This is a genomic window from Myroides sp. N17-2 (assembly GCF_002286775.1).
Lineage (GTDB): Bacteria > Bacteroidota > Bacteroidia > Flavobacteriales > Flavobacteriaceae > Flavobacterium.
In genome coordinates, this window is sequence record NZ_NSGJ01000026.1 from 1 (window position 1) to 20,584 (window position 20,584).

At 34.3% G+C, this 20,584-nt stretch carries 21 protein-coding genes and 1 pseudogene; 13 read left to right on the forward strand and 9 right to left on the reverse strand.

What is annotated here, in order from left to right; all coding sequences use genetic code 11:
* The 4 genes from CF599_RS19725 to CF599_RS11630 form a co-directional block, all read left to right on the forward strand.
* Nucleotides 1-194: hypothetical protein (locus CF599_RS19725; RefSeq protein WP_216821874.1), on the forward strand; the 194-nt coding region annotated here is incomplete at its 5' end.
* A complete protein-coding gene (locus CF599_RS11620) occupies nt 163-555 on the forward strand; it encodes a hypothetical protein (protein WP_121966191.1) in 393 nt (130 codons plus the stop codon). The genes CF599_RS19725 and CF599_RS11620, both read left to right, overlap by 32 nt.
* Before the next feature lie 33 nt (nt 556-588).
* Entirely contained in the window at nt 589-1,164 is a 576-nt protein-coding gene (locus tag CF599_RS11625) for a hypothetical protein (protein WP_121966192.1), read from the forward strand.
* A gap of 196 nt (nt 1,165-1,360) precedes the next feature.
* Entirely contained in the window at nt 1,361-1,921 is a 561-nt protein-coding gene (locus CF599_RS11630) for a lipocalin family protein (RefSeq protein ID WP_121966193.1), read from the forward strand.
* Nucleotides 1,922-1,965: 44 nt separating this feature from the next.
* On the opposite strand, the gene CF599_RS11635 is transcribed toward CF599_RS11630, so the two are convergent.
* The 4 genes from CF599_RS11635 to CF599_RS11650 form a co-directional block, all read right to left on the reverse strand.
* The gene (locus tag CF599_RS11635; protein WP_121966194.1) at nt 1,966-2,880 is read right to left on the reverse strand and encodes an NAD(P)H-binding protein; all 915 of its coding nucleotides are present in this window, start codon (nt 2,878-2,880) and stop codon (nt 1,966-1,968) included.
* Nucleotides 2,867-3,274 (reverse strand): hypothetical protein, encoded by a 408-nt coding sequence (locus CF599_RS11640; protein ID WP_121966195.1) that lies wholly within the window; start codon nt 3,272-3,274, stop codon nt 2,867-2,869. The genes CF599_RS11635 and CF599_RS11640 overlap by 14 nt, the downstream gene beginning before the upstream one ends.
* A gap of 35 nt (nt 3,275-3,309) precedes the next feature.
* The gene (locus tag CF599_RS11645; protein WP_121966196.1) at nt 3,310-4,332 is read right to left on the reverse strand and encodes a DUF6268 family outer membrane beta-barrel protein; all 1,023 of its coding nucleotides are present in this window, start codon (nt 4,330-4,332) and stop codon (nt 3,310-3,312) included.
* 67 nt (nt 4,333-4,399) lie between these two features.
* Complete coding sequence (locus CF599_RS11650; RefSeq protein WP_121966197.1) at nt 4,400-5,290, reverse strand: AraC family transcriptional regulator; 891 nt, start codon at nt 5,288-5,290, stop codon at nt 4,400-4,402.
* 96 nt (nt 5,291-5,386) lie between these two features.
* Between CF599_RS11650 and CF599_RS11655 the strand changes: the two genes are divergently transcribed.
* The 4 genes from CF599_RS11655 (at nt 5,387) to CF599_RS11670 (ending at nt 7,848) form a co-directional block, all read left to right on the forward strand.
* Nucleotides 5,387-6,007, forward strand: a complete 621-nt coding sequence (locus tag CF599_RS11655) for a hypothetical protein (RefSeq protein ID WP_371514465.1) — start codon at nt 5,387-5,389, stop codon at nt 6,005-6,007.
* A gap of 88 nt (nt 6,008-6,095) precedes the next feature.
* Nucleotides 6,096-6,926 (forward strand): hypothetical protein, encoded by an 831-nt coding sequence (locus CF599_RS11660; protein ID WP_121966198.1) that lies wholly within the window; start codon nt 6,096-6,098, stop codon nt 6,924-6,926.
* 10 nt (nt 6,927-6,936) lie between these two features.
* Nucleotides 6,937-7,293: a DUF6713 family protein gene (locus CF599_RS11665; RefSeq protein ID WP_143824817.1), complete on the forward strand. Its 357-nt coding sequence runs from the start codon at nt 6,937-6,939 to the stop codon at nt 7,291-7,293.
* A 102-nt stretch (nt 7,294-7,395) separates the two neighbouring features.
* The gene (locus tag CF599_RS11670; protein ID WP_254050290.1) at nt 7,396-7,848 is read left to right on the forward strand and encodes a hypothetical protein; all 453 of its coding nucleotides are present in this window, start codon (nt 7,396-7,398) and stop codon (nt 7,846-7,848) included.
* Here CF599_RS11670 and CF599_RS19865 read toward each other — a convergent pair.
* Nucleotides 7,780-8,001, reverse strand: a pseudogene (locus tag CF599_RS19865) (GNAT family N-acetyltransferase); the annotation flags it as partial. The gene CF599_RS11670 and the pseudogene CF599_RS19865 sit on opposite strands and share 69 nt — an antisense overlap.
* A gap of 670 nt (nt 8,002-8,671) precedes the next feature.
* Here CF599_RS19865 and CF599_RS11680 point away from each other — a divergent pair.
* Nucleotides 8,672-9,637, forward strand: a complete 966-nt coding sequence (locus CF599_RS11680) for a D-2-hydroxyacid dehydrogenase family protein (protein WP_121966200.1) — start codon at nt 8,672-8,674, stop codon at nt 9,635-9,637.
* A 245-nt stretch (nt 9,638-9,882) separates the two neighbouring features.
* On the opposite strand, the gene pstB is transcribed toward CF599_RS11680, so the two are convergent.
* Genes pstB through CF599_RS11700 form a run of 4 tightly spaced genes read right to left on the reverse strand, consistent with a single transcriptional unit; the run spans nt 9,883 to nt 13,221 of the window.
* Nucleotides 9,883-10,629: a phosphate ABC transporter ATP-binding protein PstB gene (gene pstB, locus CF599_RS11685; protein WP_121966201.1), complete on the reverse strand. Its 747-nt coding sequence runs from the start codon at nt 10,627-10,629 to the stop codon at nt 9,883-9,885.
* Nucleotides 10,619-11,476 (reverse strand): phosphate ABC transporter permease PstA, encoded by an 858-nt coding sequence (gene pstA / locus CF599_RS11690; protein WP_121966202.1) that lies wholly within the window; start codon nt 11,474-11,476, stop codon nt 10,619-10,621. Before pstA ends, pstB begins: the two co-directional genes overlap by 11 nt.
* The gene (gene pstC / locus CF599_RS11695) at nt 11,466-12,356 is read right to left on the reverse strand and encodes a phosphate ABC transporter permease subunit PstC (protein WP_121966203.1); all 891 of its coding nucleotides are present in this window, start codon (nt 12,354-12,356) and stop codon (nt 11,466-11,468) included. Before pstC ends, pstA begins: the two co-directional genes overlap by 11 nt.
* 1 nt (nt 12,357) lies before the next feature.
* On the reverse strand, nt 12,358-13,221 hold the full coding sequence (locus CF599_RS11700; protein WP_121966204.1) for a PstS family phosphate ABC transporter substrate-binding protein: 864 nt from the start codon (nt 13,219-13,221) through the stop codon (nt 12,358-12,360).
* A gap of 687 nt (nt 13,222-13,908) precedes the next feature.
* Between CF599_RS11700 and CF599_RS11705 the strand changes: the two genes are divergently transcribed.
* The 4 genes from CF599_RS11705 to CF599_RS11720 are packed head-to-tail and all read left to right on the forward strand — an operon-like array spanning nt 13,909 to nt 20,491.
* Nucleotides 13,909-17,166 (forward strand): SusC/RagA family TonB-linked outer membrane protein, encoded by a 3,258-nt coding sequence (locus tag CF599_RS11705; RefSeq protein ID WP_121966205.1) that lies wholly within the window; start codon nt 13,909-13,911, stop codon nt 17,164-17,166.
* Nucleotides 17,167-17,175: 9 nt separating this feature from the next.
* A complete protein-coding gene (locus CF599_RS11710) occupies nt 17,176-18,912 on the forward strand; it encodes a RagB/SusD family nutrient uptake outer membrane protein (protein WP_121966206.1) in 1,737 nt (578 codons plus the stop codon).
* Nucleotides 18,906-19,787, forward strand: a complete 882-nt coding sequence (locus CF599_RS11715) for an endonuclease/exonuclease/phosphatase family protein (RefSeq protein ID WP_121966207.1) — start codon at nt 18,906-18,908, stop codon at nt 19,785-19,787. Before CF599_RS11710 ends, CF599_RS11715 begins: the two co-directional genes overlap by 7 nt.
* Before the next feature lie 2 nt (nt 19,788-19,789).
* Entirely contained in the window at nt 19,790-20,491 is a 702-nt protein-coding gene (locus CF599_RS11720) for an endonuclease/exonuclease/phosphatase family protein (RefSeq protein ID WP_121966208.1), read from the forward strand.
* Nucleotides 20,492-20,584: the final 93 nt, after the last annotated feature.

The window sequence follows — 20,584 nt, forward strand, 5'->3', positions numbered from 1 at the left end:
GACTTACCATTGCTTCTTATTTGATCACTACAAAGCTAAAAAAACATAGAGGTAAAATAGAAAGCTTAAGCTTTCTATTTTACCTCTATGTTGAAAAAGAAGACTTTTTCAGTGCCCTCTTTATGGGTAAGGATTATTTTATATTTTATTACTTTTTTGACAATGACACTTCCTTTAGGAGGATTTGTATTTAATCTTTATATAGGAGAGGCTATTAAATTTATGAATATTGTTGTTTTATTCCTTTTTGGATTACTCTTTTTTAGAATGTTTAGAATGTGTCTGTGGAATACTTATGGCAGAGAGATTATTGAGTTTAAGAATGGGAAAATAAATTATGTAGTAGATTATAAGTATTTTAAAGATAAATTAAAAGAGTTTACTTATACAGATATAAAATTTGACTTGAAAGAGGTTGGCTATGAAGAGGATAAAAAAGCTGTATTAGTTATTTATTCTAATGATAGGGTGTGTTTAGAAACGGTAACTAAGATTGATATTGAAGTAGTAAGAAAATTGGTAAAGTCACTTAACAACAGTACAAAGCTATATTAAAAAAACTATAGTATAAACTAATAAATATTAGATATGAGAACAATAATATTCTTCTATGTTATTACATTTTCTTCTTGGATATATTCTCAAAAGTTAACTCCAGAGAATTACTATGATTTTTATAAAACTATTAATGAGGTGAAAGGAGATAAGCTAACTACAGCATGGTTAAATAAAAAAGAAGCAGCTGAAATATTAGTTGAAGAAATGGAAAAAGCAGGATTTGAATGGGTTAATGATTTTAGAATAGTAAAGTTAGAACAAAATGACTATATCATAGCTATTTGTTATTCAGAGAAGAGTAATGTGGGGTTTGTTTATGAAGAAACACATACTGCATTTCCCAATAAACTAAATAGACAATTAAGGAGCCTGTATAAAAAATCTACAGGAAATGATTATGCAGAAAAGATAATTGATATATATGGGGAATCTGTCTTTATTAAAATAAAAGAGTTACCTAATAATATTAAAATTATAAAAGAAGATATTTATTGGTATCAACAGACTGATAACGATAGAGATAATGATTATGTGGTAACTAAAAAAGATATGCTAGAAATCTTTAGAAATGATGTTAGAAATCATATTTTAAATTTTAAAAAGTAGATAAATGGTATAGTATATAGTAATCTATCCTATTTATAATCTTTCCATTTATTCTGTGTTTTTTCTCAAAAATAGCACAATGATAATTGCATCTATCTGTAAAGAATATCAATGTTTGCATTCTGTTTAAAATAATTCTAAATAACTATTGGTCATTAAAAAGAGTTTTATACTTTTGAAAGAAACTCAATTAAATATGACTATACATTCATTTTTTCGCTTTGGTTTATTACTTAGTGTAATAGGCTCTTTTGTTGCGTGTAGCAGTAGTGTAATGCCAGATAAGGCTGTCCCTGTTACTGATTTTGAAGTTGACCATTATTTGGGAACGTGGTATGAAATAGCAAGGTTTGATTTCCGCTTTGAGAAAGATCTAGATAATACTTCTGCTCAATATCGTTTAGATAAAGAGGGTAATGTAGAGGTATTAAACAGTGGATATAATTATGTAAAGAAGGAATGGACTAAGGCAGATGGCAAGGCTAAGTTTAGAGGAAGTAAACAAACTGCTGCTTTAAAGGTTAGTTTCTTTGGGCCATTCTATTCAGGATATAACGTAATCGCTTTAGATGAAGACTATAAGTATGCTTTGGTAGCAGGGAAGAATCTAGACTATCTTTGGATATTGTCTAGAGAGAAAAGCTTGCCTGAGGATATCAAAACTAAGTATTTAGAGATTGCAAAAGAAGTAGGGTATGACACCTCTCGTTTACTATGGGTAAAACAGGATAAGGACGATAATCCTTATCTGAAGTAGGTAGATAAGGATTATCAACTATTATATCTCTGTGTCTAAATCACCTAAAACAACATCTTCCATAAGGGTTTTCTATTAAAGTAGTGTCTATTCTCTTGTAGGTATTCATCCATTGTACGCGGTTTTCTACCGATGAGATTAGTGATGCTATCTGTGATCGGTTCAGGAATCAGAATAGATAGGTTGTCTAATTCTACGATATGATTAGCTAACCACATAGGTAGTTTGGCTCTTTTGGATAGTTGTTTAAATAACTCTTCTGGTGTAAGATTGATGTATTCTATCTCTCGGCCTGTGACTAAGGATAGCTTGCTAGCCATCTCCTGATTACTGATAGCTTGTGGGCCAGCTAAGCAAACCGAGATGGCTCTAACTTCCGTTTCTTCTAGTAAATAATTAACTGCCACAGTAGCCACATCACGTGCATCTACATAGTTTCTCTTTGCCGTACCTAAGGTGGCGTATATCTTGCCAAAGTATTGAATAGCAAAGGTATTTCGTTCCCAATTTTGCATAAATGAATGCGGCCTCAGACAGCAATATTCCTCCATTTGATCTATTAGGTAATTATCTATCTGATGATGCCATTGGCTTACTTCTACGTAGGCAGAGGGTTGAATAACAGGAGCAGATAGCTTTACTATTCTTCTAACTCCACAGTGTTTGGCAGCATCTATGATATTTATTTCATAGTCTACTTGCTTAGGTGATGTGGCTGTTAATAGGAAGATTGCATCCGCACCAAAACAGGCATTGCGAAGTTGTGCTTTATCAGTTAGATTTGCACTTATGTAGGTAATATTAGAGGGAGTTGAACTCAAGGGGATAGGGTATGTGCGATTAGCTGTTCTTAAAACACCTCGTACATTGCATTCTAAGTATTGTAATTGGCGCATTACTTCTGTACCCACAGTTCCTGTACACCCAAAAACGACTATAGTAGGTTTAATTGTTCTCATAGGTATAAGTAGTTATTTTTTGACGAATAGTGATAATTGTAGCTCCTATAAAGGCAGATAACATAATATTAAAGTACTCTGATGGTAAGTGTAAGGCATAGGCAGTTAACGCTCCTAAACCAACCATAAACGGGATAATAAGCAAGGCTCTTATTGCCTTATTGTGTATTAGTATTTGTCTGTGTTCAAATTGTCTAAGAATTAAGAAACTTAGAATAGTAGCAATCAATGAGGATAGCCCTATAGTCGTATAACTAGCAGTCATTAGTTCAGGGTTTTGCATTATATATCCAGACGCGAAAGACATAACAGTAGGGAAGAAGTAAGCGGGTAATGTAGCAGATACTAACGCTTTTAAGGTAAATGCTGTATTGTGGCGATTATTAGTTATCATAGTGATTAATGGGTTTAAATGATTTGTAAAGTAGATTATCTGCGTTTAGGACTATTAGCTTGGCCACTTAGACGATAACTCAAGGTTACTTTAGCATAGGGAAGATTAGAAACAGTGTATTTGTTTACAGATTTTTGATTGCTGTCATATAACTCATAACTATTGATTAACCCCATACCTGCTTGAAGTTGTAGAGTAATCCCCTTAGCGATGTGTTGATGTGCTTGTAGCCCAAAGTGTACTGTAGAGAACTGTGCATAGTCTACTTCCTTATCCTTGTCATAGTAGTTTTTTAGATTAAAACGCGTCCAATCAATAGAACCCGCAAAGCCAACTTGTGTATTAGGGGTTAGGCGATAGAGTACATTTAGCCTTGGCCAATAGAACTGAGCGATCCACTTATCATCCATACTGTGATAATCTATAGATATCCCCGGAGTGATAATCATCTCTCCATATGAATACATTAGGTGTACTCCGAAACCTATTTCTAAATTAGCATATCTGCCAAATCGCTTAGATACACCAAGTATTCCATCCATATAAAAGTCTTCAAAAGAGATATTCTTCTTCGTATCTGAAGCAAGTGTAGGCATAGCTATACCTAGAATAGACCATCTAGTCGAAATAGGGTGTCTAAGGATGATGACAGACTTGATCTCTTGTATCTTCTGTACGTGATTAGGATTTTCGGTATTACTATCCTCATAGTTAAAATCTAGAAGACGATAGTTAACATTGCTAAAAATAGTGGTTTTGCCTATCGTCACCGGTGGTAGAGGTAGCCAGGCGTCATAAGTATTTAACTGAAACTTAGTATCAGCATTAGTAGCGTCAGCCGATGGCATATCCTTAAAGGTAGCTTTAGTGTGTGCTGTAAAAGAGACTCCCCCTATATCCTGAATAATCTGACTATAGACTATTTGGTTACAGAAAATAGAAGTAATAGCAACTAAAGAAAGGTTTACCCATTTAGAGGGGAGCTTAGTTTTAGAATCAAAAGTAGATCGGTGCCTATCATTTATTTTACGGCTATTCACAATAATTGTTGTTTTCATTTCACGTTGTATTTACTGATACAAAGATGAATTGAAAACGTCTCAATCATTAAAACTAAACCACGCTTTACTCGGACAAATCTTGCGTAATAGAAGTTCTGTATTCTGACGGAGTTACTCCAGTGATCTTCTTAAACAATCTCCCAAAGTAACTTGGGTCTCCATAGTTTAACTCAAAAGCTATCTCTGAAATGCTCTTAGTCAAATCCTGTAAAAGTAGTTGACTCTGTAAGATGCTCACTTTGTTTATCCATTCTTTAGGGCTCTCACCGATAGTCTGTTTAATAGATCGGTGTAAGTAGTTCTCAGATACAGATAGCGCAGTAGCATAAAAAAGTACTGATTTTTGCTCTTGATAGTGTTTATAGACTAATTCTTTAAAGTGAAAGGTAATTTCGGCACCTCTGTTCATAGTCGTATTTAATTCAGTAGTAGAAGAAAATACCTTTTGTAACGCCGCCTGAAACAACGAGTAACAAATACCAAGGTTAGGACTTGTCTGATATAATTCTACATTTAGCAATTCGAATAATGCATTAAGCCATACACTTGTTTCTTGAGGTAGGTTAATCACCATATTGACAGAGAAGAGCTTAATTAACTCTTGTTTTGACAATATTTGATTGAGTATCTGATCTTCAAACAGGATTATATATCCCGCAGCATCAGGACTTACAGCATTTAGAGCAGTTACGTTACCCTGTCTTACGAATAAGATTTCATTTTCTTTTAGGGCTATTTGATTGGCATCTACTTGTTGTACAGCAGTTCCCTTAGTAATATGAACGATAAAGTTAAACTCAGGTCTGTGTAGTGGTGTAGGCACTTTTATGAACCCTGAGGTCTGTGCTATGTTGTGAATCTGAATAGGTGTTTTTAATACCGCGAAGTCAGTAGACATCTCTGACATATATTCTCCTCTAAAGTCAAGTGGAGTTATTCTCTTTATTTTTGTCATAATAGGAAATGGCTGATTAATACTTCTGTGCAAATATCTGATTATTATTGTATCTTAAGATAAATAAGGTATTTTTATGGCACTAGTTTAGTTTTTATGACGATTTACACGTACCACTTAGTGAGAGTTTCTTTCTTGGATGGGTTAAAGCATTTGTTTTTACCTCATCGATTAAGTAAGATAAAGGGGCTGATCCACGCAGAAGTAATGCCTACGATGATATTAGGATCACCTGTATTCTCCCTATCTCGTGTTATATTTAGAGAAGTAGCTTTCTTCGCTCAGTGGGAAGGAGAGAGTGATATTAATGATTTTCTAACGAAGGATAAATTAGGAAAGGAATTAGCTAAAGGCACACATCTTCGCTTAAAGTTGACACGGCAGTGGGGATATGTATCAGGATTCGCTCCTGATGATTTAGAGGGTATTGTTGAAGATAAGAATGCAACTGTAGTAGCGATTACAGTAGCTAGAATGAAGTTCTTGCAGATACCAAGGTTTATTAAATGGGGTAGGCCTGTAGAGAAGCTTGTACGTGATCATCCAGGAGTCCTATTTGCGACAGCGTCTATTCGATTTCCTCATACAATATCTACTTTCTCTATATGGAAGACACAGAAGGATATGTTAGATATGGTGAGAGGACACGGTAAAATAGACCAACCTCATCGACATATTGACGCAATGAAAGAGAGAAAGAAGGGACTTTCACTATGAGTTTACTACCCTCAGGTTTAGTGTTATTTCAGCATTAGGGGAGTGGGGTATTAAGGTTTAAGAATAACAGTGATAATAGTAAGTAAATATGGATTCAAAGCAATTATTTAGAATATATAATAAACAATTCCATTCAGCTAATTGGTTTAATAAAGCAGGTGTTATTGCCCAAAGTGATGGAGATGTTGAATGGGTTTATTGTGGTGTAAATGATGATTTTAAGTACGAAAAGGTTGTCGAATTAATTAGTGATTTTTTTAAAGAGGAAGAGAATCTGTATTTATGTTGTTCGTCAACTAAGAGTCTTTTAGTTTCAAAGGAAGAGGCAGTGAGCGAAATTAGTACCTCCCTCCATAAGAAAGAGGTTGGGCTTATTAATGAATCGCTTGATCGAATTATCCATTTTACTATGTATGGTGTGTATAAAGTAGGAATTATAACAGAGTTCCCTAAAAGTCGTGAAAGAACCCCCAACACACTTTTACAAGTTGCATTTTATGCTAATATAGTAGATGAGCAAACCAAACATATACCACGAGTTATTGATTTATATTTAAAAGAAATAGCACTTGTATTAAATAGAGATTATGGGGGTGTAATGGAACATCTATGGATAAATATTAATTTAAGCGAAGTAGAAAAAGTATTTCCCTTCCGCTTTCAAAAGAGAGTAGAGAGTTCTAGTTCTTATATTAATCCTTATTCTTATAATGTAGGACATTACAGCATAGCTCCGGATTTTAATGAATTAAAAAATTTTAAGACAGAAGAGGCTATTTGTAAGTATTTTTTTAATTTGCTTTATACTTCAATGAAAGTATTGCACAAGAAACAGAAAAGTTTAGGAGGCTTTAATGCTATAATTTTTAAAGAAGATTTTAGAAAGGCATGTAAGAACATAGGCTATACTATTGATTAAAAACACATTTATGACACATCATTTTTTCTTTTACTTAGGGTTATCATTTATGTTAATGCATGAGATGGATGCTGTCCGCTGTAAAGAATGGAGAATATTTCCAGGGCTTTCTTCTTTAAGTGATAAGGTAGGGCAAGTTGTATTCATCATAGTACATCTACCTTTGTTTTTAGCTCTATTTTGGGGATTGAGTAATACTGAAGATATAGATAGATTTAGTTTTTATGGAAGTACTTTTATGTTGGTTCATCTTTGTCTTCATCTTGTGTATTTAAAACATAAAAATAATGAGTTTAAAGATATACTCTCCTGGACTATAATAGGTGGAGCAGGAGTCTGTGGTTTGGTAGATTTGATCATTTCATAAACTAGTTATAAAACACACAATACTAAAAAGTAATTCATATGAAAGTAAGTGAGATATATAATAATTCAGAAATAAAAGTATTTACCATTGTTAATCAAGATAATGAAGATATACTTGAATGGGAGGTTGAAGCTACTCAATATGAATATGCTATTGCCAGAACGAATAAGTGAAATAGCTCTTGAAAAGGAGGAGAATAGCAAAATAGAGATATTGAATATTTATACTTCTAATGATAAGTTTATTCCCTTAGTTGCTTGTGAGAGTTATGGTAATTATGAATTATATTACTTAGAAGATACCCCAATAATAGGGATTAATATTCTAAGAGTAGGACTTGATAAATCTAATGATTATGGCGCTATTGCTGAAGATTTGGGTTATATTTATCGAGATGAACAATGTATTAATGAAGCAATCGAGGCTTTTAAAATCAGTGAATCAGTAGGCGTATCTTCTCTTTATATTTACAAAGAGTTGACAGATTTATATGAAGAACTTGGCGAGACTAAAATGCGAGAAGAATATAATCGTAAGTATAATGAAGCTATTTAACCCTATCTCACCCCTAACCACATACTCATAATATCTACCATTGTCTTTAATAAAATTAGTAATAACACCTACTTCTTTAAAGCCTAAATTCTTATATAGATTGATACCTGCGGCATTCTCTGTATAGACTTGTAATGTGATTAACTCTAGTGTATTATTGCTTTTAGTCCATTTAAGTCAGCTCCTTTCTTATATGTTCAATTTACTTTCGTAACTTTGCCTAACATCTATTTACTTAGAAATCAATGTTTTTAGCCGCTCTAAGGCTTACCTATCTTATCACTTACCTCAAAAAAAAAGAAACTCCTTTACTTATCAATTCTTAGTTATGCAGTTGCTATATGGTTTTATATGAAAGTATATTGACAGCATCCTGCGTGCATAGTGAGTCCATTAAAAAGGCTGTTTTAATGGACTCACTATGGACTCATTATGGACTCACAATGGACTCAGTCAAACCAAGACAGCATAAAGATGGCTATCTTTCCTATTAACGTATATTATTCTGATTATTTTTAGATATTCGCCTAGAAGATTGGCATAAAAAAAGCTATTGAGTTCTTAAAATCAATACTTTGTAAAGATACATATTAAAACCAAAACATTTTGTACATCTTTGTTTTTTGCTATAAAATAAAATTAAAAAGTCAAGATGACTTCAGTTACAAGTAGAATAAAAAACAACGTTAAGATATTCTAATAATAGCACGGATATACCTTCGTTTTTTGTACTTTTCCTTACGAAAAGGAAGTAGGTCTAATGGGCTATTTACCTTTAAAGATATAAATGATTTACAATCGTAAATTTATAAAACTCAAAGAAATGAAAATAACGATATTAGATGATTATCAGCATGTAATCAAAAACCTAGAATGCTTTGATTTATTAAAGGGACAAGAGGTAAAAGTCTTGCACCAGTCAGAGAAAGATAATGCTAAGTTAGTTGAATTATTAAAGGATACGGAGATTTTAGTGCTAACAAGAGAAAGAACTGAGATAACGGAAGAATTGTTGAGTAAGTTACCCAACCTAAAGTTGATCAGTCAAACAGGTAAGATCTCTAACCATCTTAATCTAGATATTTGCACACAGTATAACGTAGCTGTAGCAGAGGGTATAGGTTCTCCTGTCGCTCCTACAGAGTTGACTTGGGCATTGATACTAAATACAGTTAGAAAAATTCCTCAAGCTATACAAGGCATGAGAGAAGGGAAGTGGCAAATTAATATTGGTACTAATGTGAGTGGTAAGACTATTGGTATTTGGGGATATGGCAAGATAGGGCAGAAGTTAGCTCAATATGCAAAGGCTTTTGATGCTAAAGTATTAGTATGGGGAAGTGAATCTTCAAGAGCTAAAGCTGTGGAAGATGGCTTTATGAGTGCAGATACTAAAGAGGCGTTTTTTAGTACAGCTGATATTATTACTGTTAACCTAAGACTAAACAAGGATACTTACGGTATAGTGAAAGAAGCTGATCTAAAACTGATGAAGGAGAATGCAGTAGTGGTCAATACAGCTAGAGCAGAGTTGATAGAACGCGGAGCACTAGTAAATGTATTAAATAGCGGACAGAAACTGTTAGTAGGAGTAGATGTATATGAAGAAGAGCCAATCTATGATACCAATTATGAGTTGTTACATTTTGAGAATGTAGTTTGTACACCTCATATAGGCTATGTGGAAGAATCTAGTTATGAGATATATTTCGGAACAGCTTTCGAAAATGTGATAAGTTATATTAATGGTAATCCAGTAAATATAGCTAACCCACAGGTACTACCTTAAATCTGCAACCACCATTTACTGCAAATAAATTCTACTTCACATAGCTTCAATTAGCTCTTAAACCACACTGAAGTGTGCTTTAATCACTAATCTTGCTCTGTTTTGTATAATTCATTCTCGTTAAAATGTTATCTGCCGATTTAAGGTATTATAAAAACCAAAAGGCACTCTGATAAGGAGTGCCTTTTTTATTAACAAGTTGACTTATTAATGACTAAGTAGGTAAGTGGTCTACTATTATTATATTATCCAAAGACACCATTGATGTAGTTCTTCGTCATTTCATGTTTAGGGTTCTCAAAGATATCTTGAGTCAATCCGCTTTCTTTCACTTCACCCAAATACATAAAATACGTTTGATCAGCGATACGCTGTGCTTGTTGCATATTATGTGTTACGATAGCGATCGTGTACTTTTCTTTAAGGTGTAGAATAAGCTCTTCTATTTTAAGCGTACTCACAGGGTCAAGAGCAGAACATGGCTCATCCATCAAGATAACCTCAGGTCTTAGAGCAACTGCTCTAGCGATACACAGACGTTGCTGTTGTCCTCCTGATAGGCGGTGAGCAGGCATCTTTAAATCGTCTTTTACCTCATCCCATAAGAAGGCCTCTGTTAAGGCTTTCTCGATTACACTCTTATCGTGAGGTAAGTTGTTTATCTTTAGTCCGTAAGCGATATTGTCATAGATACTCTTAGGGAAAGGGTTTGCTTTTTGAAACACCATTCCGATGCGCTTTCTAATCTCTGTTACAGGAATATTCTTTGAATAAATATCAATATCCTCAAGCATGATCTTTCCGTTGATCTTAGCATAAGGCACTAAGTCATGCATGCGGTTAAAGCTTCTAAGTAAAGTACTCTTACCACAACCAGATGGTCCGATAAGGGCAGTTATTTTATTCTCTTCAAACTCGACGTTTACACTTTTTAAAACTTGCTTGTTTGCAAAACTAATACTTAAGTTTTGTGCAGATAATTTAGTTTTCATTTTTTCTGAATTTATAACGGATATAAAATGCGCTTAAGTTTAATAGGAACACGACTAAGATTAGTACTAATGCTGTTCCGTAGGCGATAGGTCTAACTTCATCAATAGCTTGATGTTGTGTAGATAACATGTATAAGTGATAAGGAAGAGCCATAAACTCTTGGTTTACATATCCATTCGTATCACTGATATAGAATGCAGCACCTGTGAATAGGATAGGAGCTGTCTCACCAGCCGCTCTTGACAGCGTTAGTACTACTCCTGTTAATATTCCAGGTACAGCAGAAGGTATCACTACATCTTTGATAGTCTCAAATTTAGTAGCCCCCACTGCTAATGCAGCTTCTCTTGTACTATTTGGTATTTGCATTAAAGCCTCTTCTGTTGTGGTAATAATATAGGGTAGAGATAATAACCCTAAAGTAAGACCTGCTGCTAATAGGGATGTACCTAATGATAATGCCTGTACAAACAAGGCTAATCCAAATAATCCGTAGATAATAGAAGGTACTCCTGATAAGTTACGTATCGCTGCACGGATAATCTTCGTTAGCCAATTGTTTTCTGCATACTCGTTTAAGTAGATGGCACAGAATACACCAAATGGAATACTAAATAGCGCAGTGATTAGGGTGATTAATACTGTACCGATAATAGGAGTAAGGATACCACCTTTAGTCATTCCTTCTTTAGGAATAGAAGTGATAAACTCCCATGATAAGCTACCTACTCCTTTAGTGACAATCTCAAGGATGATCACTACAAGGAAGAAACACACGATAAGTGTTGTTCCTACTAATGTTCCCCATTCAATGATAGAGGAAAATCTAAATCTTTTATGCAGCATGGTATTTTCTTAATCTGTTTATAAAATATTCTCCTACTAAGTTGGCGATTAACGTCATAAAGAACAGTACTGTTGCCAATGCGTATAATCCGTAGTAGTGTGTAGTCTGATAAGGAACTTCTCCCATCTCAATAGCGATAGTCGCCGTCATCGTTTTTACTGAATCAAAGAACCCTGTAGGAATTAGAGCGGCGTTACCTGTAGCCATCAGTACTGTCATCGTCTCTCCGATAGCTCTACCGACACCTAACATAATCGCTGATATAATACCAGGGCCTGCGGCAGGGATAATTACTTTGCGTAGTGTCTGCCATTTGGTCGCTCCTACACCGTAGCTTGCCTCTTTGTACATTTTAGGTACAGCGTGTATAGCATCTTCTGCAATCGTGATAATAGTAGGCAATGCCATAATAGCAAGTAATATCGCTCCGTTTAGAGCATTTAAACCGTTTGGTAGATTAGCCATATCAGCTAATCCAGGGCTTACTACTACGATACCTAAGAAACCGATTACTACTGATGGTACAGCTGCTAACATTTCAACTGCCGGCTTCAGGATGTTCTTTAATCTTTTGCCTGCGTATTCAGAGATAAATGCGGCTGTTCCGATACCAAGAGGAATAGCGATAAGCATAGCCCCAAAGGTTACTATTGTCGTACTTAATATAAGTGGAAGCATTCCATATTGAGGATTCTTACCTGTAGGATTCCACTCCATCCCAGTGATGAAATCAAGTGGTTTAACATCCATAAAGAAAGATATTGAGTTATAGATTAACATTGCTAATATACCTCCTAATAAGAAAAGCACTAAAAGACCAGTTGCTTTAAAGATATACTTGAACGCGATATCTAAGCCTATTCTAATTTTATATTTCATTTTATGGTCGTTCTATGATATAATATCCGTGATCAATGATTATTTTCTTACCTATTTCGCTACTTTCAAAGTCAATAAAAGGCTTTACTTTCTCCCAAGAGTCTTCTAAGATGAATTGGTATAGTGGTCTTTGGAAGAAATACAGACTGTTATTAATCGTTGCTGCATCTATCGGTGAGAAAGCTTGAGAAGTAGCAGTTTCTTTAATATTAAGAATCTTTACAGTAGGATTAGCAGATACCTCGTGTGAGATATATCCTGCACCGACGTAGCCTATCCCTGATTTGTCTGCTTTTACTCCTTCTAAGATCTGAGCATTACCTGTCATTTCTTTAGCTGCATTAGAGAACTCTATCTTTAGTTTCTTTTTAATGAAGGAATGTGTTCCAGAGCTACTTTGGCGACCATAGATGTTAATAGGTAAATCTACTGTAGTGACTTGATTCCAATTAGTAATCTCTCCTTTTAGAATCTTGGCTAGTGTTTCAAGATCTATTTCATTAATCGGTAGATCTTTGTGCACGACAAAAGCAGTAGCATCTTCAGCAAATACGACAGTGTGTACTTTGATGTTCTTGTCTTCAAATTGTTTGATTTCTTTGTCCGATAAAGGACGAGAAGAGTTAGCGATGTCTGCTTGGCCATTTAATAAGGAAGTAATTCCTATACCAGATCCTCCACCAGAGATGGCAATACTAAATTCAGCATCTATTTGAGTGTATTTCTCGGCCAGATTAACTGCTAAGTTCACTTCGGTATCAGATCCTTTCATTTTGATTGAATGGTTCTTGTTACCGCAAGAAAGTAATAATAAGGAAGAAAAGACTAATAAACCTCTTCTTACAAATAAATAGTGTTTTTTCATCGAGGACAAAGTACCTATCTAATTGTAATCTGTGAGTTATTGGTATGTTATCAAAGGGTTAAGTGATATTTTTTATTGATTATTTAGTAAGATTGATAAAATAATTAAGAGATGTTTGTAAAAGGTAGGTTATTTATTAATAGTCAATATTATTTTTAGAAACAACTTGGATTGTATGAGAAGATGTGGACTTGGTTTATTGTTTGCTATGTTATGACAAGGTTAAGAGGGGAGGTAGATTAAATATAGGTAAATACCAAGTCATAGTATTTGAAAACTGATCTTATTCTATTATGTATAAATAGAGTACTAATACAAAGTAATGAGAGGTTACTAACTTATTTTGTATTATTATACTGAATATTTGTATTTTGTTTGTTTTTAGTGAGCTTCTGATTAGTAAACAAAAAAAACAACTGTTTTGTCCTAATAATTTGTGTGTTTTTGTCAGTGTTTATTGATAAAACGAAGTATTAAGTTTTACTAGGGTCTAAAAGAAATAATTACTAGATAATATTTGATTTATATAAGTTTATAGGCGATTGTATAATGTTATCTATTTGTATAACAGATGTTATGGGATTGTAATAGCTTTATGGAAGCTTAATGTTTTATTAAACTGAGGATGGATTAGCTAATTACTTAATGGTACTATGTTTAGCAAAATAAACATTAACACCTGTAATTATGAAGAAATTCAAGGTCTGTTGCTATATAGCATTCCTATTTTACTCTGGTTATCTTGTTGCTCAAGATCATCAACCACCAGTCAGTACCCCATTAGTTTCGATAGTGATCGAACAGGATGCAAGCTTAGGAAGCGTGGTAACAGAATTAGCATCTAAAGTAGGCGCTAAGGTAATCATCAAAGACCAATCTTTAAAACAGACTCCTCTTATTGCTTATGAAGTCAAGGCAACAAAGCTTCAGGATGTCTTAGAAACGATAGCTATGCAGACTGGATATACAGTCACGTATGGCAATGGTGAGATTACCGTAAAAAATGATCAATTCAATACCCAACTAGAAGACATTACTTTAGTAGCTATTGGATATGGTGATAAAAAGAAACAAAACATTACTACATCGGTCACTGAGGTAGACACTAGGACATTGAGAAATAGACCTTTGTCAAATGCTGTGTCTGCTTTACAAGGGACTACTCCTGGACTAAATATCACAAACTCTAGTGGTAAAGAAGATGCAGAAGCAAATATTAATATTCGTGGTTTTAATTCTGTCAATGGGGGAGGTCCTTTAGTGTTAATTGATGGTGTCGAGGGAAACTTATCTAATATTAATCCAGATGATATCGCAAATATTAGTGTCTTAAAAGATGCTGGAGCAGCTGCTGTATATGGTGCTCGTGGTGCTTTTGGAGTAGTATTAGTTACAACTAAGAACCCTGAAGTAGGACAGATTAAAGTAAGTGTTAACTCCTCTATGAATATTTTGTCTCAAACTCAGAATACAGATTTTGTTACAGATCCTTACTTAGCAGCGAAAATAGTAGATCAAGCATTTATCACTGGTAGTGGTCGTAGTTATACAGGATATAATGAATATGACTATGAACAGTTAAAAGCAGTATCTAAAGACCCATCATTAGCTCGTGTTGAGATTCAAAATAGAAATGGACGTGATCAGTATGTACACTATGGTAGTACAGATTGGTGGAACTACTTCTGGAAAGATACTCGTTACTCTTATATTAATGATATTAGTATATCAGGAGGAAGTGAGAAAGTAAAAGGATATTTCTCTTATAGAAACTACTCTGCTGATGGTTTATTAAAAGTACAAGACGATAAGTATAAGAAGAATAACCTACGTGCTAAATTTGATATTAAAATTAATGATTGGATTAGTTTCTCTACAAATAATCAATATTTTAAATCATCTGATTTAGTGCATGGAGGTACACAGTATGGCTGGAGAGACCCGTGGACTAGTGAGATGTTAGTACACGCATTACCATCTTATGTACCTGTGAACCCTGATGGTGGAGCACTATGGCGGACAGAACTTAATAATTATACTATTGGAGATGGTTATTTTGCTTCATTATTACATGGCAAATCGAATAGAACTGCAGTGAGAGATGAGTTCTCTACTATTAATGCTTTTCATTTTAAGCCAACAAAAGATTTTGACATTCATGCGAGTTATGCATATAAGAAAAATACAAGAGATATCAATGAACGCTCTACTTTAGTTCCTTATTCTATTTTCCCTAATCAGATCCAATATTTTGGTGAGAATAAATTGAATGTAAACGAGACTATAGAAGATTATAATGCTCTTAATATTTATGGTCAGTATCGTCTAGACTTCGGAGATCATAATTTTGAAGTAATGGGAGGATATAATCAAGAGTATTTTAAGAACGATAATCGTATTATGAGTATTCAGAATTTAATCTCTGATGATTTGACTAATTTAGGATTAGGTTCGTCTAATCCTACAGTAGTAGGAAGTGCTTATGAATGGGCATTACGAGGATATTTTTATCGTTTCTCATATGATTATGCTGGTAAATATTTAGTAGAGTTAAACGGTCGTTATGATGCGACATCTAAGTTTCCTAGTGAACAGAGATGGCAATTCTTTCCCTCTGTCTCTTTAGGTTGGAATGTAGCGAATGAACCATTCTTTAAACGAACGTTCGGGTTTTGGAATCAGTTTAAAATTCGCGCTTCTTATGGAGAATTAGGTAACCAAGCTATCGGTGCATACGCTTATATCCCTACTTTAAATAAAGCGATAGATAAGGGCTATGCGATAGATGGAGCATTGTTAGAGTATATGCAAGCCCCTTCTTTAAATCCTAGAGATATTACCTGGGAAACTGTAGCTACTACGAACATTGGGTTTGATTTAGGCTTCTTTCAGAATCGCTTAAATGTAGGTTTTGATTATTTCCAAAAGGACATTGAAGGAATGTTAACAAAAGGAAGAACGCTACCAGGTGTACTTGGAACAGAATCGCCTCGTGAAAATGCAGCAGACTTAAGGACAAAAGGATTTGAAGTTTCTGTAGGTTATAATGATTCATTTAAGTTAGGGAATAGTGATTTTAATTATTCATTGTCTGTAGGACTTGCTGATTCTAAGACTAAGATTACTCGTTTTGACAATCCTACAGGTCTTTTGACAGACTATTACGAAGGAATGGAGCTAGGCGAGATTTGGGGATATTCAGTTGAAGGATTATTCTCAAGTGCAGATCAAATAGCTAATCATGCTGACCAATCACGTGTATCTGCTCATATAATTGCTAATGGAGGATTACAGCCTGGTGATGTTATGTTTAAGGACTTAAATGGAGATGGTATCGTGAGTGAAGGAGCTAATACATTAGAGAATCATGGAGATATGCGTAAGATTGGGAATACAGCACCTAGATACCAGTATAATTTCCGCCTTGCATTTGATTGGAAAGGAATTGATTTCGCAGCATTCTTTCAAGGAGTCGGTAAGCAAGATTGGTATCCTGATACAGATAGTAGAATGTTCTGGGGACCATATAATAGACCATATAACTCATTTATTCGCCAAGATTTAGCGAATGATATTTGGACGCCAGAGAATCCAAATGCTTACTTTCCACGTCTAGTGGGGTATACTTCGCTAGGAAGTAATAGACAGTTAGGAGTACAAAACGATCGATACCTACAAGACATTTCTTACCTACGTCTAAAGAATATTACTTTAGGATATACTTTGCCTCAAGATTTAGTGAAAAGAGTGAAGATGGATAAGGTAAGAATCTATGTAAGTGGAGAGAATCTATTTACGTTTACTAATCTTACAGACTACATCGACCCAGAAGCTGCTAGTAATGCTTTTGATTTTAACAGCCCTAGTTCTGCTCGTAAACGCACCAATGGTCAAAACTTCCCATTCTCAAAGATTGTTTCTTTTGGAGTACAACTTAATTTCTAAACAACGAATATGAAAAGATATAAAATACTTGTCTTATTATTAACAGCGGGTTTTCTAGGTTCTTGTAGTGAGGATTTTTTAGAACGTGATCCTATTTCTTCTGTTACTAGTGATAATTTCTTTACTAAGGAGAGTGATTTAATACTCTTCACTAACTCATTTTATAGAATGTTCCCAACTACATCTGTGTATAATGGTGATTATAGAACAGATAATATTATTCAGAATATTTTATCTGATGAGATGCGAGGTGGACGTGTAGTACCGCCATCAGGAGGTGGTTGGTCATGGAGCCACTTAAGAGATATTAATTATTTCTTAGTCAATTTTGAAAAAGTAGGAGATCAGACATTAATTAAGCATTATGGAGGAGTCGCTAGATTCTTTAGAGCATATTTCTACTTTGATAAAGTAACTCGTTTTGGGGATGTCCCTTGGTATGATTTTTTAATTACAGCAGAAGATGAAGCTGCTTTACAGAAACCACGTGACCCTCGTAAGGTGGTAGTAGATAATATTCTTAAAGATTTAGATTATGCTATAGAAAATATGCGTTCAACTAAAGATACATATCGTGTATCAAGATGGACAGCGCTTGCTTTAAAAGTACGTGTAGGCCTATATGAGGGAACTCATATGAAGTACAGAGGTATCCCTGGATATCAAACATATTTAGAGCAAGCCTATCAAGCTGCAGAGATTTTGATAAAAGAATCAGGATATAAAGTGTACTCAACAGGAAATCCTAGTAAAGATTATCAGAACTTGTTCGCTTCTCATAATGCTGTAGCAGATGAAATTATTTTAGCAAGGGAATTTTCTACAGAGTTAAACGTACGCCATAATGTTAACTATTATACAGTGACTGCTTCTTATGGAAGACCTTCTATGCCAAAGGACTTAATCAATAGTTACTTAATGAAAGATGGTAGCCGATTTACAGATCGTATGAACTATAATAAGATATTATTTGTTGACGAGGTAAAGAATAGAGACTTGCGTTTAAGCCAAACTATACGTACACCTGGTTATACTCGCATGGGAAGTACGATACAGTTAGCTCCTGATTTTTCTGCAGCTACTACTGGTTATCAGTTGATTAAGTATGTGGCAGAAGCACAGTATGACACGAATAATGCAGCTATTGTTGATTTGCCTTTGTTTAGATTTGCTGAAGTGCTTTTAGCATATGCTGAAGCTAAAGCAGAATTAGGTATACTAGAACAAAGTGACTTAGATTTATCAGTAAACTCACTTAGAAAACGCGTTGGTATGCCTGACATGATTATGTCGGATGCGAATAGTCATCCTGATGCTTATCTAGCTGCTCAATATAAAAATGTGTCAGGTATTAATAAGGGAATTCTATTAGAATTAAGAAGAGAAAGACGTATTGAATTGTTTATGGAGAACCAAAGATGGGATGATATAGCTCGTTGGAAAGAAGGACAAAAACTAGTACAGAACATAGAGGGAATGTATTTTAATGGACCTGGTAAATATGACTTAGACAACAATGGTAAAACTGATATCTATTTATATGAAGGGACTAGACCTAATGAGAATGAACAAGGAGTTTATTATGCAAAATTAGGAAGTGATATTAAGCTTAATTCGAATAATATGATAGATCCATTCCCTACGTTTAAGAATCGTACATGGAATGAGCAGAAGGATTATCTATACCCATTGCCAATACAGGAACTACAGTTAAATACAAATCTAAAACAAAACCCAGGATGGTAAAGTCAATAATATTATGTGCCTTGTTTATAGGAACGAGCATATTCGCGCAAGAGAAACAACCAGAGACATTAAGAGCAATGACTTTTAATATTAGAATGGATACGCCTAATGATGGAATAAATCAATGGAGTAATCGAAAGGAATGGGTATCTGAGATTGTGTTCTTTAATGATATTGATATTATAGGAATGCAAGAGGTATTACACAATCAATTAGTAGATTTAGAGACTTTGCTTCCTCATTATGATTATGTTGGAGAGGGTAGAGAAGGGGGAACTAAAGGAGAATATAGCCCTATTTTTTACTTAAAGGATAGATTTAAAGTATTAGATAGTGGAACCTTTTGGTTATCAGAAACACCACACGAAAAAGGATTAAAATCATGGGACTCTTCTCTGCCTCGTATTGCTACTTGGGCTAGGTTTGAAGACAAAAAATCAGGTAAAGTATTTATTCATTTAAATACTCATTTTGATCATAGAGGACCAGAAGCACGCAAGAATAGTGTTGAGGTTATAAATCAAGAATTAGCAAAAATTACGAAAGGAGAAACGATTGTGTTCACAGGGGATTTTAATTTACCTCCGACAGATTTACCTTATCAGAAAATAGTAGAAAGTAAATATGTCGATACTAGAGACGCAGCGATGTATCGTTCAGAGCTAGGGTATACACATAACGCATGGAAGATAGAAGCACCTAAATCTAGTAGAATAGACTATATTTTTTTAAAAGGATATAATCTAGCTCCTATTAAGTATAGAGAATTAGATATTCAACGTGGGCCTTTATTTGCTTCTGATCACTATCCAGTAATGACAGAATTTAGATGGGTAGAACCAACAACTAAAGTTTTTAAAAAAAAAGTGAAGTAAGGATACTTAATTATAATGTTCATCATTTTGCAGCAGCTTATGACAGCTATCATCTAATTGATATCAATTCATTAGCTGCTGTTATTAATAGGGATGATATAGATATTGTGACTCTACAAGAAGTAGATGTACACACTATGCGTTCTGGGCAATATCTTAATCAAGTAAAAATGTTAGCAGTGAAAACAGGTATGTACTATTCATTTGGCAAAACGATAGCATATGATGGAGGAGATTATGGCGTGGCTATTCTTTCTAAGTTTCCTATACAAGAAGAACACTTCTATAAACTTCCTCATATAGAGAAAACAGAAGAACAGAGAGGGATATTAGTTTGTAAAATAGATATGGGGAATAGTAGATCTCTTAGTATTGCTACTACGCATATGTCTAGTTCTCACGAAGAAAGTAGAGTAGTACAGGCTAAGCGTATTACAGAGATACAAAAAGCACTCTCTTTTGATTTGCTGACAGGTGATTTTAATGCAATATTAACTTCAAAACCACTTAATGAATTAAGTTCAGTTTTCTCTTTCGATAGTCGATTTGATAAACAAATGACTATTCCTGCCTATCAGAGTACAAAGAAAATAGACTTTATAACTAAATCAAAAGATAGTAAAGTACAGATAGTCCGACAGGATACTTATCAGATGAATGCGTTGTCAGATCATAATATGATTATAAGTGATATAGTCTTTTAAATTAATAATAAGTGATAAAAGCAAAATAACAGTATGGTTTCTGAGCTAATGAAAGAGTTGCTTTGCAGTATTTTAGCGAACATGGATTACTGA

Excerpts from the sequence above, each read along its gene's own strand:
- CF599_RS11620 (WP_121966191.1), top strand. The coding sequence starts at position 163 with ATGACACTTCCTTTAGGAGGATTTGTATTTAATCTTTATATAGGAGAG.
- CF599_RS11625 (WP_121966192.1), top strand. The coding sequence starts at position 589 with ATGAGAACAATAATATTCTTCTATGTTATTACATTTTCTTCTTGGATA.
- CF599_RS11630 (WP_121966193.1), top strand. The coding sequence starts at position 1,361 with ATGACTATACATTCATTTTTTCGCTTTGGTTTATTACTTAGTGTAATA.
- CF599_RS11635 (WP_121966194.1), bottom strand. The coding sequence starts at position 2,880 with ATGAGAACAATTAAACCTACTATAGTCGTTTTTGGGTGTACAGGAACT.
- CF599_RS11640 (WP_121966195.1), bottom strand. The coding sequence starts at position 3,274 with ATGATAACTAATAATCGCCACAATACAGCATTTACCTTAAAAGCGTTA.
- CF599_RS11645 (WP_121966196.1), bottom strand. The coding sequence starts at position 4,332 with ATGAAAACAACAATTATTGTGAATAGCCGTAAAATAAATGATAGGCAC.
- CF599_RS11650 (WP_121966197.1), bottom strand. The coding sequence starts at position 5,290 with ATGACAAAAATAAAGAGAATAACTCCACTTGACTTTAGAGGAGAATAT.
- CF599_RS11655 (WP_371514465.1), top strand. The coding sequence starts at position 5,387 with ATGACGATTTACACGTACCACTTAGTGAGAGTTTCTTTCTTGGATGGG.
- CF599_RS11660 (WP_121966198.1), top strand. The coding sequence starts at position 6,096 with ATGGATTCAAAGCAATTATTTAGAATATATAATAAACAATTCCATTCA.
- CF599_RS11665 (WP_143824817.1), top strand. The coding sequence starts at position 6,937 with ATGACACATCATTTTTTCTTTTACTTAGGGTTATCATTTATGTTAATG.
- CF599_RS11670 (WP_254050290.1), top strand. The coding sequence starts at position 7,396 with ATGAAGATATACTTGAATGGGAGGTTGAAGCTACTCAATATGAATATG.
- CF599_RS11680 (WP_121966200.1), top strand. The coding sequence starts at position 8,672 with ATGAAAATAACGATATTAGATGATTATCAGCATGTAATCAAAAACCTA.
- pstB (WP_121966201.1), bottom strand. The coding sequence starts at position 10,629 with ATGAAAACTAAATTATCTGCACAAAACTTAAGTATTAGTTTTGCAAAC.
- pstA (WP_121966202.1), bottom strand. The coding sequence starts at position 11,476 with ATGCTGCATAAAAGATTTAGATTTTCCTCTATCATTGAATGGGGAACA.
- pstC (WP_121966203.1), bottom strand. The coding sequence starts at position 12,356 with ATGAAATATAAAATTAGAATAGGCTTAGATATCGCGTTCAAGTATATC.
- CF599_RS11700 (WP_121966204.1), bottom strand. The coding sequence starts at position 13,221 with ATGAAAAAACACTATTTATTTGTAAGAAGAGGTTTATTAGTCTTTTCT.
- CF599_RS11705 (WP_121966205.1), top strand. The coding sequence starts at position 13,909 with ATGAAGAAATTCAAGGTCTGTTGCTATATAGCATTCCTATTTTACTCT.
- CF599_RS11710 (WP_121966206.1), top strand. The coding sequence starts at position 17,176 with ATGAAAAGATATAAAATACTTGTCTTATTATTAACAGCGGGTTTTCTA.
- CF599_RS11715 (WP_121966207.1), top strand. The coding sequence starts at position 18,906 with ATGGTAAAGTCAATAATATTATGTGCCTTGTTTATAGGAACGAGCATA.